This window comes from Streptomyces enissocaesilis, from assembly GCF_039533765.1.
Lineage (GTDB): Bacteria > Actinomycetota > Actinomycetes > Streptomycetales > Streptomycetaceae > Streptomyces > Streptomyces enissocaesilis.
In genome coordinates, this window is the sequence record NZ_BAAAUD010000039.1 from 270,013 (window position 1) to 282,657 (window position 12,645).

12 protein-coding genes are annotated in these 12,645 nt (G+C 72.7%); 5 read left to right on the forward strand and 7 right to left on the reverse strand.

Translation table 11 applies throughout. The annotated features are described in order from the left end of the window. Window positions 1–36: 36 nt before the first annotated feature. Complete coding sequence (locus ABD374_RS19585) at window positions 37–1,086, forward strand: GlxA family transcriptional regulator (protein ID WP_344496848.1); 1,050 nt, start codon at window positions 37–39, stop codon at window positions 1,084–1,086. A 320-nt stretch (window positions 1,087–1,406) separates the two neighbouring features. Here ABD374_RS19585 and ABD374_RS19590 read toward each other — a convergent pair whose 3' ends face one another. From ABD374_RS19590 to ABD374_RS19600, 3 genes are all read right to left on the reverse strand, one after another. Beyond that, window positions 1,407–1,874, reverse strand: a complete 468-nt coding sequence (locus tag ABD374_RS19590) for an ATP-binding protein (protein WP_344496849.1) — start codon at window positions 1,872–1,874, stop codon at window positions 1,407–1,409. Between the two features lie 435 nt (window positions 1,875–2,309). Then, complete coding sequence (locus ABD374_RS19595) at window positions 2,310–2,870, reverse strand: EF-hand domain-containing protein (RefSeq protein ID WP_344496850.1); 561 nt, start codon at window positions 2,868–2,870, stop codon at window positions 2,310–2,312. A gap of 41 nt (window positions 2,871–2,911) precedes the next feature. Beyond that, on the reverse strand, window positions 2,912–3,286 hold the full coding sequence (locus ABD374_RS19600; protein WP_093800374.1) for an STAS domain-containing protein: 375 nt from the start codon (window positions 3,284–3,286) through the stop codon (window positions 2,912–2,914). Between the two features lie 249 nt (window positions 3,287–3,535). Here ABD374_RS19600 and ABD374_RS19605 point away from each other — a divergent pair, with 249 nt between their 5' ends. Together ABD374_RS19605 and ABD374_RS19610 are read left to right on the forward strand one after the other, a co-directional pair. Beyond that, window positions 3,536–4,120: a sigma-70 family RNA polymerase sigma factor gene (locus ABD374_RS19605; protein WP_344496851.1), complete on the forward strand. Its 585-nt coding sequence runs from the start codon at window positions 3,536–3,538 to the stop codon at window positions 4,118–4,120. Beyond that, window positions 4,117–5,439 carry a maleylpyruvate isomerase N-terminal domain-containing protein gene (locus tag ABD374_RS19610; RefSeq protein WP_344496852.1) on the forward strand — a complete coding sequence of 441 codons (1,323 nt, stop codon included), beginning with the start codon at window positions 4,117–4,119 and terminating at the stop codon, window positions 5,437–5,439. The genes ABD374_RS19605 and ABD374_RS19610 overlap by 4 nt, the downstream gene beginning before the upstream one ends. A 45-nt stretch (window positions 5,440–5,484) precedes the next feature. Here ABD374_RS19610 and purU read toward each other — a convergent pair whose 3' ends face one another. Both purU and ABD374_RS19620 read right to left on the reverse strand, forming a co-directional pair. After that, on the reverse strand, window positions 5,485–6,387 hold the full coding sequence (gene purU / locus ABD374_RS19615) for a formyltetrahydrofolate deformylase (protein ID WP_344496853.1): 903 nt from the start codon (window positions 6,385–6,387) through the stop codon (window positions 5,485–5,487). 29 nt (window positions 6,388–6,416) lie between these two features. Continuing rightward, the gene (locus tag ABD374_RS19620; RefSeq protein WP_344496941.1) at window positions 6,417–6,863 is read right to left on the reverse strand and encodes an SCO4402 family protein; all 447 of its coding nucleotides are present in this window, start codon (window positions 6,861–6,863) and stop codon (window positions 6,417–6,419) included. A 171-nt stretch (window positions 6,864–7,034) separates the two neighbouring features. On the opposite strand from ABD374_RS19620, the gene ABD374_RS19625 reads away from it, so the two are divergent. Then, the gene (locus ABD374_RS19625; protein WP_425577272.1) at window positions 7,035–8,357 is read left to right on the forward strand and encodes an ABC transporter substrate-binding protein; all 1,323 of its coding nucleotides are present in this window, start codon (window positions 7,035–7,037) and stop codon (window positions 8,355–8,357) included. 119 nt (window positions 8,358–8,476) lie between these two features. On the opposite strand, the gene ABD374_RS19630 is transcribed toward ABD374_RS19625, so the two are convergent. Both ABD374_RS19630 and ABD374_RS19635 read right to left on the reverse strand, forming a co-directional pair. Further along, entirely contained in the window at window positions 8,477–10,066 is a 1,590-nt protein-coding gene (locus ABD374_RS19630; RefSeq protein WP_344496855.1) for a hypothetical protein, read from the reverse strand. A 213-nt stretch (window positions 10,067–10,279) separates the two neighbouring features. Continuing rightward, window positions 10,280–11,665, reverse strand: coding sequence for an NsdA family TPR-like regulatory protein (locus ABD374_RS19635; RefSeq protein ID WP_344496856.1), 1,386 nt, complete (start codon window positions 11,663–11,665; stop codon window positions 10,280–10,282). Window positions 11,666–11,951: 286 nt separating this feature from the next. Here ABD374_RS19635 and ABD374_RS19640 point away from each other — a divergent pair, with 286 nt between their 5' ends. Continuing rightward, a complete protein-coding gene (locus tag ABD374_RS19640; RefSeq protein ID WP_344496857.1) occupies window positions 11,952–12,629 on the forward strand; it encodes a bifunctional DNA primase/polymerase in 678 nt (225 codons plus the stop codon). The last annotated feature ends 16 nt before the right edge of the window (window positions 12,630–12,645 follow it).

Consider the following 12,645-nt stretch of genomic DNA (forward strand, 5'->3'; position numbering starts at 1 on the left):
AGTGTTTAATTCAGCGCACGCGCACAGGAGTACGCCATGCCGCACCGCGTCGTCGTCCTCGCACTCGACGGGCTGCTCCCCTTCGAACTCGGCATACCGCACCGCATCTTCGGGCGTACGAAGGACGCGTCGGGCAGGTGCCTCTACGAGATCGTGACGTGTTCCGTCCGGCCGCCGGGCCCCGTCCGCACCGACGCCGACTTCTCCATCGACGTCGAGCACGGCCCCGAGGCGCTGGCCACCGCCGACACGGTCGTGGTCCCCGCCTCGTACGAACTCGGCCGCGTCTACGAAGAGGGCCTGCTGACCGAGGACCTCAAGGCCGCCTTCGCCCTCGTACGCCCCGGCACCCGCATGGTCTCCATCTGCACCGGCGGCTACGTCCTGGCCGCGGCGGGCTACCTCGACGGCCGCCCCGCCACCACCCACTGGTCGGCCGCCGAGCACTTCCAGCGGCTGTTCCCGTCCGTCAAGGTCGACGCGGACGTCCTGTTCATCGACGACGGCGACGTCCTGACCTCCGCCGGGGTCGCCGCCGGGCTCGACCTCTGCCTGCACATCGTGCGGCGCGACCACGGCAGCCGGACCGCCAACGAGGTGGCCCGCAGCACCGTCGTACCCCCGCACCGGGACGGCGGCCAGGCGCAGTACATCCACCGCCCCGTCCCCGAACCCCGGCTGTCGACCACGGCCACCGCCCGGGCGTGGGCGCTCCGCCGGCTCCACGAACCGATCCAGCTGCGCGACATGGCCGAGCAGGAATCGATGTCGGTACGGACGTTCACGCGCCGGTTCCGCGAGGAGGCCGGGATCAGCCCGGGCCAGTGGCTGACCCAGCAGCGCGTCGAGCGGGCCCGCCAGCTCCTCGAATCCAGCGACCTGTCCGTCGACCGGATCGCGCGCGACTCCGGCTTCGGTACGGCGACGTCGCTGCGCCAGCACCTACAGGCGGCTCTCGGTGTCCCGCCGACCGTCTACCGCCGCACTTTCCGCGCCACCGCCGAAAGCTCCGCCACCGCAAGCCCCGCCGCCGAGAGCCCCGGCACCGGAGGCTCCGCGACCGGGCACCCCCTCACCGGCGTCTGAGACCGGCCGACGGTACGCCACGGAGCCGGCCGTGACGCGGGGCGCACCGCCGCCCCCTCGATGCGCGTCCGCTTCGAGCAGCCGGGTGGCGGCGTACCCCCGCACGCCCCGAACGCGGCGCCAGGGCCGCCACCCGGTTCCGGCGCACAGGCCCGGCCCCTCCCGTCCAGGAGGGGCCGGCGCCGCACCACGGCCCGTACTCGCCGAGGACGGGCCGTGCAGCACGCCTCGGATCCTCGACGTCCCCTCACGACGGGCCGCCTCGCCCCAGGGTCATCAGGGCCTGACGAGTCGTCAACACCCGTTCGGTGGTCTGCGGGTCATGCACTGCGCGTGACAGCGCGCGGCGGCTCGTACGCGACCGCCTCGTACGCCCCTGCCGTCACCACGGGCGCCCCCCGGTCGACCTCGCACCAGATCCGCTTGCCGGCGCCCTCGGACTGCCAGCCCCACCGGTCGGCGAGCCCGTCGACCAGTTCGAGCCCCCGTCCGTTGGTGTCGTCGCCCTCCGCGTGCCGGGGCTTCGGCGGGCAGGCACTGGTGTCGGCGACCTCGACCCGGACCGTGCGGTCGTCGGCGACGCCGAAGAGCACCCGCAGTACGGCCGGGCAGCCCGTATGCACGACCGCGTTGGTGACCAGCTCCGAGATGAGCAGGAGCAGGGTCTCGGCCAGCGGCTCGTCGGCCCTTATCCCGGAACCGACGAGCCGCGAGCGCGCCCACCTCCGGGCCCGTCCCACCTCGGCAGGGTCGGCCCCTACCTCCAACTGCACTTGAAGCACCTGCACCGCTCACACCATCCGAACCGGCGGACACATCGCCTTGCGTCTCCACAGGGTCACGGAACGTGATTCCCTTACGAGACAGCATGGTTGACGTACAGTCACCGCAACAAGCGCTTCAGGCATATTCCAGCGCGAAGGAGTACGCGTGATGCATACTGTGCGACGCACGTTGCGGGGAATCGAACAGGGGCACGCACGGCGCCCCCGCACGGCGCGAGCGGCGCACATCCCGCGGCCCGGAGTCGCCACACGGGCGACGCCGGGACAGCTGGGCATCACAACCACTCGCATCCCACGGAGCGTACCGGAGCACACGCCGACTCCGGGCCGTGACGAGTCACGCGAAGGACACAACCCGATATCGACGCACGGTAATCGCTCACCAGTCGCAGGACCAGCCGCCGGACCGACCCGGCGGCCGCGGCGGGACCGCGCGTCCTAGGCGCCGGGAGCGGCAGGGGTGCCGGGGGCCGCGGGGCCGTCGGGTCCGGCCGCCGTGCAGTAGTAGCGGGCGAAGGCGGAGAGGATCTCCTCCTCGCTGATCAGACCGTCACCGTCCGCGTCGAGCGCGGTGGCGACGTCCCGCGCCGTGTCCTCGGCCACGCCCAGCACGCGCAGGGCCCGGGCCGCGGCCTGCGGGGCGACTCCCGAGCCGTCCTCCTCGGCCGCGACGGCGATCACCGCGCGCAGGAACGGGCGGGCGATCTCGGCGAACCGCTGCGGGCTGTCCCCCAGCCGCTTCACCGCCCCCGTGACGAACTCCTCACGGCTGACCCGCTGGTCCCCGTCCACGTCGGCGATGCCGGCCATGCCCTGCCAGAAGGCCTCGGCGCCCGTGTAGAGCGCCTGTCCCCTGTCGCAACGGGCCGTCGTGCCGAACTCGGCCAGCAGCGCCGCGGCGGCGGCGCTGAAGTCCTCGCGGTCGATGTATCCGTTGCCGTCCTGGTCGAAGCTCGCGAAGCGGGCGGCCGTCTTGCGCTCGTACTCTGAGCTGTCCATGGGAGGGAGGGTACGGCGTGGGCGGGCGGACCGGCGTCCTCTCAGGCGGAGAGGGCCTGTGCCTCGTCGTCGGCGGCCGTGGCCACGTCGGGGAAGACCTCGAAGAGGCGGCGTACGCCCAGGGCCGCGAGGACGCGGTTGACGTGCGAACCGTCGACCGCGCCGCGGGCGGGCAGGATCAGCCGCAGGTCGCCGCCGCAGGAGTGCATCAGACGGCGGGCGGCGATCATGACGCCGACCCCGCTGGAATCGCAGAAGAGAACCTCGGACAGGTCCAGCACCACGCGGTGGCGGCCGTGCGCGACGGCCTCGTGCACGTGCTGGCGGACGGCGGGCGAGGTCACCAGATCCAGCTCTCCGGAGACGTGCAGTACGGCCCAGGCGTTGTGCTCGGCCTCGATCACCTTCAGCGTCACGCGTCCGGACCTTTCGTTCTGCCGATGCGGAAGTAGTCCTTCCCCTCGCGGCTGCCCTGCCGCCCTCCCACGAAACACCACGGTCCCGGGAGGACCGGATCGGGGGACGGGATCATTATCATCCCGGACCGGGACGTGGACACACTTACCGTAAAGGGGCATGCGTTGTCAGCGGCTCGCACTACATTCGAAGGAAGTGACGAGGGGCACAGGGCACGTGGTGGGCAGACTCACAGGGCTGGGGGCCGCATGGCGAAGGACGCACCGCCTCGCTGGGACCGCAGGATGCAGCAGCGGCTCGCGCGCGGCGAGGCGGCGGCGCTCGGCGAGCTGTACGACAGGTTCGCCTCGCTGGTGCACAGCATCGCCCACCGGGTGCTCGACGACGACGCGGCGGCCGACCAGATCACGCGCGAGGTCTTCGGTCACGTCTGGGAGAAGCCGGACGCGTACGACCCCAGACAGGGCTCGATGAGGTCCTGGGTGGCCGGGCTCACGCACCGGCAGGCCGTGCAGCGGCTGCGGCGGACCGGGGCCGCGGCGCTGACGGACGGCGGCGAGGGCACCTCGGAGGAGCTGGAGCAGAAGGTCCGCAGGGCCTCGGCCGCCGCCCGCGCGGACTACATCGTGACGTCGATGCCGGCGCCGCTGCGGGCCGCGCTGGAGCTCGCGTACTTCCAGCGCAGGGACTACCGGCAGACGGCGGCCGACCTGGGGGTCACGGAGGACGAGGCGCGCAGGCGGCTGCGGCTCGGGCTGCAACTGCTGTCCACGGCGAACCCGCGTCACCAGGACGGCCTGTGGTCCCCGCCCGGATACGGACAGCACGGATGAGCGGGGAACACGCTCCGGACGGGGCCGGGGAGCCGAACGGGCATGGGCACGGAGGCGGGGACGGGGACGGCGGCCGGGACGGACGGGAGCGGCCGCGGGACCGGACTCCGCGCATCCCGGCGCCGAGAGCGGCGGCGGACGACCGCGAGGTGCTGGAGGCGGCAGCCCCGCCCCCACCGCCCGAGGTTCCTGAGGTCCTGGAGGTCCCGGAGTTCCCCGAGGCCCTCTCCCACGACGTGCTCAAGTCGCTGCTGGGCGCCTGGGCGCTGTCCGCGTGCGCGGCCGACGAGACCAAGGCGGTCGAGGACCACCTCACCGAGTGCGCCCCCTGCGCGGAGGAGGCCCTGCGGCTGCGGGACGCGGTCGGCCTGCTCCACACCGAGCGCAGCCTGGACCTCGACCCGCTGCTGCGCAACCGCGTGCTCGACGGCTGCCTGGGCCGCCGGCCCGCGCGCGTCCCCGTCCCCGGCTGGGCCACGCCGTACGACGCCGAGACGGCGCGCCTGGACGCCCTGCTGCGGGACATCGGCGACTCGGAGTGGCACGCGCCGGTGCGCCTGAAGTGGTTCGCCGACGAGGAGGCGACGACCCGTAAGACGACCGTCGCCGGGGTCATCGGCCACCTGATGACCGTCGACGGCCTGGTCGCCAAGGCGCTCGGCCTCGACGACCCGATGGGCTCGGCAGGACCGGAATCGCCGTCGGACCGCACCGAGTCGTACTGGCACTCCTCCCGCTTCCCGCCGACCCGCACCGTCCGCGAACCGTGGCGCGAGCAGAGCCACGCCCTCATCCGCACGGTGTCCTTCGCTGACCGCGGCGCGGCCGAGCTCTCCGTCTCGTACGGCGACTTCGCCCTGCCCCTGCGCGACGCGCTGCTGGACCGTGCCTTCGAGTGCTGGGTGCACGCCGAGGACATCGCGGACGCGGTGCACTATCCGTACGAACCGCCGGCCGCCGCGCATCTCAACCGCATGATCGACCTGGCCGCCCGGCTGATTCCGGCGACCCTCGCCGCCCGCCGCAGAGCCGGTCTCGCGGCCCCGGCGCGGTGTCTGGTGACGCCGGGCTCGCCCGGCCGCTCGCTCCACCTGGAGATCGAGGGCGCGGGCGGCGGCGACTGGTACATCCCGCTGGACTCCCCGGCGGCGGTCGGCTCGGCCGCGCACAAGGTGGCCCATGTCGCTCTGGACGGCGTCGAGTTCTGCCAGCTGGCCTCGGGCCACGTACCGCCGCAGGACGCGGCGGCGGGGCAGAACGGCGACCGGGAGGCGATCCGCGACGTGCTCTTCGCGGCGGCGTCCCTGAGCCGCCTGTAGGCCGGTAGGCCCGTCCGCAGACCTGTGGAGCTGCGCCCCACGGGCCTACGCGAAGACCACCGTGCGGCGGCCGTTGAGCAGGACGCGGTGCTCGCTGTGCCACTTCACCGCCCGCGCCAGCGCCTGGCACTCCACGTCGCGGCCGATCGCCACCAGCTGCTCCGGCGTCACGTCGTGGCCCACCCGCTCGACCTCCTGCTCGATGATCGGGCCCTCGTCGAGGTCGGCCGTCACATAGTGCGCCGTGGCGCCGATGAGCTTCACTCCGCGCGCGTGCGCCTGGTGGTAGGGCTTGGCGCCCTTGAAGCTCGGCAGGAAGGAGTGATGGATGTTGATGATCCGGCCGCTCAGCTCCTTGCACAGGTCGTCCGAGAGGACCTGCATGTAGCGGGCCAGGACGACCAGCTCGACGTTCTCGGAGCGTACGAGTTCGAGGAGCCGCGCCTCCGCGTCCGCCTTGTTGTCCCGCGTCACCGGAATGTGGTGGAAGGGGATGTCGTACGAGCCGACCAGCTCGGCGAAGTCCGTGTGGTTCGAGACAACCGCCGCGATCTCCACCGGCAGGGCGCCGGTCCGCGACCGGAAGAGCAGGTCGTTCAGGCAGTGGCCGAACTTGCTGACCATCAGCAGGATCCGCATCCGCTCCTCGGGGCGGTGGATCTGCCAGTCCATCCGGAAGGAGTCCCCGATCGCGGCGAAGCTGGCCCGCAGCTTCTCCACGGTCACCGGAGCGTCCGCCGAGAAGTGGACCCGCATGAAGAACAGACCCGTGTCGTGGTCGCCGAACTGCTGGCTGTCCTCGATGTTGCATCCGGTCATGAAGAGGTAGCTCGACACGGCGTGCACGATGCCCTGTTTGTCCGGGCACGAGAGGGTGAGGACGTACTGGTCCGAGGAGGGCCGGTCCGACGGGGGCAGGAGGGAGGGGGCGGGCTGCGGGGCGCTCATGACTCCGAGGATTCCATATCCGGCGGAGGTCAGGCCGACCCGGTCAGGATGCGGATGACCTCCAGCGTGCGCGGCTCGGTGTCCGGGTCGTCCCCGTCGTTCGCCGCCAGCTGTACGTGCGCCTCGCGCGCCGCCCGTACCGCCTCCGGCCAGGCATGGTGCTCCAGGTACGCCGACACGGGGGCGTCCGCGCCCACCTGGTGCATGATCTTCAGCACCCGCAGGACGGCGACATCGACGAGCGATGCCTCCTGGGAGTCCCGGAAGATCGTGCCGACGTACTTCTCGGCCGACCAGTTGTCCAGCCAGGTGTCCTCGACCAGCCGGTACACGGCATCTGTCACGTCTCCGTAGCCCTCGACGCCCGCCAGCCAGCACTGCTGCTGGAAGAGGGGGTCGGAGAGCATGTGCAGCGCGGATCGCACGTTGGTGCGCCAGCGCCACCACGGCATGTCATTGAGCGGCATGCCGCCCATGGTGGGGGAGCGACGGCCGCGACGGGAAGAGTTCACCGAACCTTGCACGGTTGCAAATCGTACGTTCCCTGACGGCACGGGCGTACGACCCCCCTCAATTCACTTCACCGTCACCCTTCGTTGAGGCATGCTCACTCCTCCGTTACCCATGGGGCGGAAGTGTGTACGCACATGACCGGACGGCGAAGCCCCTCCTCCCCCCGCACATTCCTCTCGAAGGCCGCAGCGTCCATGGCCGCGGGTACGGCGACGGCGGTCGGGGCGTCGCTGCTCGCCGGCTGCGCGGTGCTTCCCGGGGCCTCGGGGGACTCCAGGGAGCCCGTGACCGTCATGACGTGGGCCCCCGAGGGGACCCCGGCCACGAACATGCCGGGGATGCCCGCCATGGCGAAGGCCTACGCCCGCTGGGCCAACGCGAACGGCGGTCTCGCGGGCCACGAGCTCAAGGTCGTCACCTGCAACGAGCACAACACCACCGTCGGCGCCTCCCAGTGCGCCAAACAGGCCGTGCGGCAGGGCGTGATCGCGGTCGTCGGCTCGTACAGCCAGCACGGCCGGGCCTTCATGGCGCCGCTGGAGACCGCCGGCATCCCCTACCTCGGCGGCTACGGCGCCTCCGACAAGGAGTTCAACAGCCCGCTCTCCTACCCCGTCAACGGAGGCCAGGCGGCCCTCCTCGCGGGCAACGGCAGGCAGCTCGCCCGCGACTGCGACCGCGTGTCCCTGGTACGCCCCGACACGGTCGCCGGTGACGACCTGGCGACGCTCCTCGGTTCGGGCCTCGCGGAGGGCGACCGCGGGGCGGCCACCGACATCCTGGCGGCGGAGGACGCGAACGACTACACCGCGCAGGCACGGGAGGCGCTCAGCAGCGCGGGGGCCTTCGACGCGTACGGGACCGGAACCGGCTGCGTCACGGCGGTGCTCGGCGACCGTACGGAGACGTTCTTCGACTCGTTCCGGAGGCTGGAGCCGGAGGTCCACGGGAGCGTCCGGGTCGCGTCGGTGCTCGGCAGCGTCGGTCAGCCGCTCCTCGACCGCACGGGCGGCAAGGACGGGCCCTTCGAGGGCGCGTACGTCACGGGCTGGTACCCGGTGGCGAGCGACGCGCGCTGGGGGCCGATGCGCCGGGTGATCCGGGAGCACGCCTTCGCGGACAACCGGATCGACCCGGCCGACACCGGGGTGCAGACCACCTGGATCGCGTACACCGTGCTCAAGGAGATCCTCGAATCGCTCGTGGAGAACGGCACGGACGGCGTTGCGGCGTCCGACGTGGTCGGTGCCCTCAACCAGAGCGAGGGAGTGGAGACGGGCGGCCTCACCCCCACGCTCAGCTGGCGCCTGGAGCACCTGCTGGCGGCGCGGGACTTTCCGCGCATCGTCAACAGGTACGTGACGTTCCAAGTGGTGCGCCGGGGGCGGCTGGTGTCGGTGAAGGAGGGCTTCGTGGACGTGGGCGAGACGCTGGTACAGGCGCCTTCCGCGGGCTGACTCACGGGGAGACGGGAGGAGGGGGCGGGACGCCCGATCCGGGCGTCCGGCCCCCTCCCTGTTCCTGCCGTCCTGCCGTCTCGTCGCCCTGCCGTCCTGCCGCCTGTTGTCGGTCGCGGTCAGAGCTGTGTGGCGTCGCGCTCCGTCAAGCCGTAGCGCTTCGCTATCTCGTTCCAGATGCCGACGGCTTCCTTCTTCGCCTGCGACGCCTTGCCGCTCTCGCGGTTGCCCGCCTGCTGCTGCGGCGTCGACCGCGCGTGCCCCTTCTTGCAGCCCTTCTTGTCCGCGACCTGGTCGGCCCAGGCGGCGTAGTGGTTGTCGGCCGCTTCCGACGCCTTCCACGCGCTGGTGAGCGAGGCCGAAAGCTCGGCGTGGTTCGGCAGCTTGTCGACGGCCAGGCCCTGGAGGCGGGTCACCAGTTCGCTGCGCTGCTTGGCGGCGGCACGCAGGTCGCTCGCCGCCTTCGGCAGGTTCTTGCAGGCTCCGATGGACTGGACCGCGCTGATGACGGAGGCGCGGCTGTCGTTGCTGTCGGCGAGCAGCGCGTCGAGCGACTCGGCCTGCGGCTCGGCCGGGTCGGGGGCGGCCTGCGGCGAGGTCGCGCCCGCCGGTGAACTCACCGCGGCGACCGGCTTCTTGTCCTCGGGCTTCTCCTTTTCGCCGCCGCTGAGCAGCGCGCCCGCCCCGAGACCGAGCGCGGAACAGCCGACGACGACCGCGGCGATCAGCACCAGGGGCGAGTTGCGCCGGCGCGGGGCAGCCCCTGCGCCCCCTGCGGGGGTGGCGGGGGCCGCGGAAGGCGCGGGCATCGCGGCCGGAGCCTGCGCGGCGGCGTTACGGCGTGCGGCACGGCCCTGGGGGGCGGCCCCGAACGGCGGCTGCTGGTGGGGCGGTTGCTGCTGAGGCTGCGCCTGGGACTGTCCGTCGAAGTGCGGCATCTGCCGGGTGGACTCCGCCGCCTGCGGCCCGGCGCCGCCCCGGAAGAGGCTGTCGAACTCGGCGGGCGGCTGCCGGTCTTCGGGGCCGCCGGGGCGGATGCCGTAGGGAGCGCCGGAGGGCGCCTGGGGAACGCCCTGGGCGTTCGGCACGGGCGGGAGGTACTGCGTGGCGTCCGCGTCGCCCGCCGGGGCTCCGCCGGGCGCGGGCGCGTTCTGGTGCCGGCCGAGGAACCGCGTCGAGTCCGCCGGGTTCTCGGGCGGCAGGGCGCCGGGGCCGGCCGGCGGCACGGGCGGGAGGTACTGCGTGGCGTCCGCGTCGCCCGCCGGGGCTCCGGCGGGGGCCTCCGGGGGCAGGGGCTGCGGGTGCGGCTGCTGGGCACCGTACTGCTGCTGCACAGGCGGCTGCGGCACGGGCTGGGAACCGTACTGCGGCTGCTGCTGGGCGCCGTACTGCGGCTGCGCGCCGTACTGCGGCTGCGTCCCCGGCTGCGGCTGCGGCAGAGCGCCGGGCTGCGGCGCGCCGTACTGCTGCGTCCCGTACTGCGGTTGCGGCTGCGGCGCGCCGTACTGCTGCGGCTGCGGCTGGGCGGCACCGGGCTGCTGAGGGCCCCATGGCTCGCCCCACGGCTGTCCACCCGCCGGAGCCACCCGCTCCTCGGGTGCCCCGGGTACCCAGGGACCACTGCCGTCCGCGGGCAGCACGACACCCTCGTGCGCGGGCGGCCGCGCAGCGGGAAGCCGCGACTCGTCACCCTGTCCGCTCTGCGTCACCGGGACTCCTACGTGTGGACGTATGTATGGATCTACGGAACCGTCGGTTCACGCTACCGGGTGACACCGCGCCTCTGCCACGCGCCCACCGTCCCCGCACATACCGCCGAAGGCCCAGCGGGGAGTCCTGTGACAGGTTGTGCCCTTAAGGACCTGTTGAGGACCCCGTCAGGGCCCCGCCAGGAATCTCCCTCGGAGCCCCGTCACAGGTCCCTACGCCGCCTGCATCTCCAGCCGGGCGCCGAATTCCCGCACCGCGGGCTCGTCGCGGTACGGCACCAGCCGCTGCTGGAAGTCCTCCAGGTACTCCGCTCCCCGGTTCGACCGCACCGTGCCCAGCAGCTCCACCGCGCGCGTGCCCGTGTCGCAGGCCTGCTCGATCTCGCGCTGCTGCACCTGCGCCGCGGCCAGCACGACCAGGCCGATCGCCCGGCGCCGCACCCGCGCGTCCGGATGGCCGTCCAGGGCCTCCCGGGCCCGGCGCGCCGCCGCTTCCCCCTGCCCCAGGTCGCGGTGGCAGTGCGCCAGCTCGTCGCAGAGGTACGCGTGGTCGAAGTGCGCGATCCACACGGGGTCGTCGCCCGTGCCGTCCCCGGAACGCTCCAGCGCGCCCAGCGCCTTGGCCGCCATCGCCTCGCAGGCCCGCGCGTCGCCCATCAGCGCGTGCCCGCGCGCCTCGGCCGCGCAGAACATCGCCTCCGCGCGCGGTGTCACCCGCCCCCGGGCCCCCTCCTGCGCCGCCCGCGCCAACTGCGCGATCTCGCGCGGGTTCCCGAGCTGGGCGGCCAGGTGGCTCATGGACGCGGCCAGTACGTACCCGCCGTAGCCCCGGTCGCCCGCCGCCTGGGCGAGCCGCAGCGCCTGGATGTAGTAGCGCTGCGCGAGTCCCGGCTGGCCGGTGTCGACGGCCATGTAGCCGGCCAGTTCCGTCAGCCGTGCCACCGTCGCGAAGAGGTCCCGGCCGACCGATTCGCGGTACGAACCGGAGAGCAGCCCGGACACGACGCTGTTGAGGTAGTGCACGACGACCGGCCTGACGTGTCCGCTGCCGAAGCGGTGGTCCAGCTCCACGAGGGCGTCCGTGGTCGCCCGTACCGCCGCCACGTCCGACGCGCCGACCCGGCCGCCGACCGCCGTCCTGGCCACCTGGGTGTCCGAGCCGGTGATCAGCCAGTCGCGGCTCGGTTCGACGAGCGCCGACGCGGCGACCGTCGAGCCCGACAGGAAGTCGCGGCGCCCCACGTCGCTGCGCCACAGTTCGCAGACCTGCTCGATCGCGCCGGGCACGGTCGGCGCGAACTGCAGGCCGATCCCGGAGGCCAGGTTCTTGCCGTTGGCCATGCCGATGTCGTCGATCGTGACCGTACGGCCGATCTTGCGCCCGATCGCTTCGGCGATGATGCCGGGGGCGCGCCCGCGCGGCTGCTGTCCGCGCAGCCAGCGGGCGACCGACGTCTTGTCGTACCTCAGGTCGAGACCGTGTTCGGCGCCGCACATGTTGACGCGGCGGGCGAGCCCGGCGTTGGAGCACCCGGCTTCCTGAATGAGCGCCTGCAACCGTTCGTTGGGCTGGCGGGCGACGAGAGGCCTGGCTGCCATTGACTACCCCCTGATGCCGCAGTGGTCCGTGAATCACGGACTGAATCACGCTGATCACTGCCCGGCAGATATGCAGAGAATGCGGAACATGCCGGAAGAGAACGGTATTGACGGCGTTTTGGCCGTCATTCCCGGGCTTCCGTACATGTGGTTACCCGCATGCGGCCGCCCTGCCGCATGCGCGCCCCCGGCCATGCACCGGTGCGCCCCGTGTGCAGGATCGATGCTCCTCCCGCAAGGCGGCGCACGCCCGTAACCCGAGGTGACGGCGGGAGTTGAGCTGTTCGTGGAAGAGACCATCGGAGTCACGGACGCCGCCCAGATCCCCCATCAGCGCGGCGATCACATGCTGGACAGCGCCGTGCGGTACGCGGAAGAACGGCACTGGGACGTGTTCCCCGGCACCTGGCTGGAGGCGGACGAGGGCGCCGAGCGCTGCTCGTGCGGCGTCCCCTCCTGCGCCTCGCCCGGCGCGCACCCCGCCACCGCCGACTGGGCGGCCCAGGCGACGGGCAGCGCCACCGCGGCACGCCGCCTGTGGTCGCAACAGCCGAGAGCGTCGATCCTGCTGCCGACGGGCCGCTCCTTCGACGCCCTGGACGTACCCGAGTCGGCCGGGTTCCTGGCGCTGGCCCGGATGGAGCGCATGGAGCTGACGCTCGGCCCCGTGACCTGCACCCCCGACCGCAGGATGCTGTTCTTCGTCCTGCCGGGAGCCGGTGCCAAGGTGCCCGACCTGGTACGCAAGCTGGGCTGGACACCGAGCGCGATCGACCTGACGACGCGGGGCGAGGGCGATTACGTCGCGGCGCCACCGACCCGGCTCGGCGGGATGGGCGCGGTGCAGTGGGCGCGCCGCCCCACACCGGCCAACCGGTGGCTGCCGGACGTGGAGGAACTGATCAGCCCCCTCGCCTACTCCTGCGGACGAGAGGCAGCCGCGGCGCGCACACGCCGACCGTAGGGTGTTCCCCGTAGCG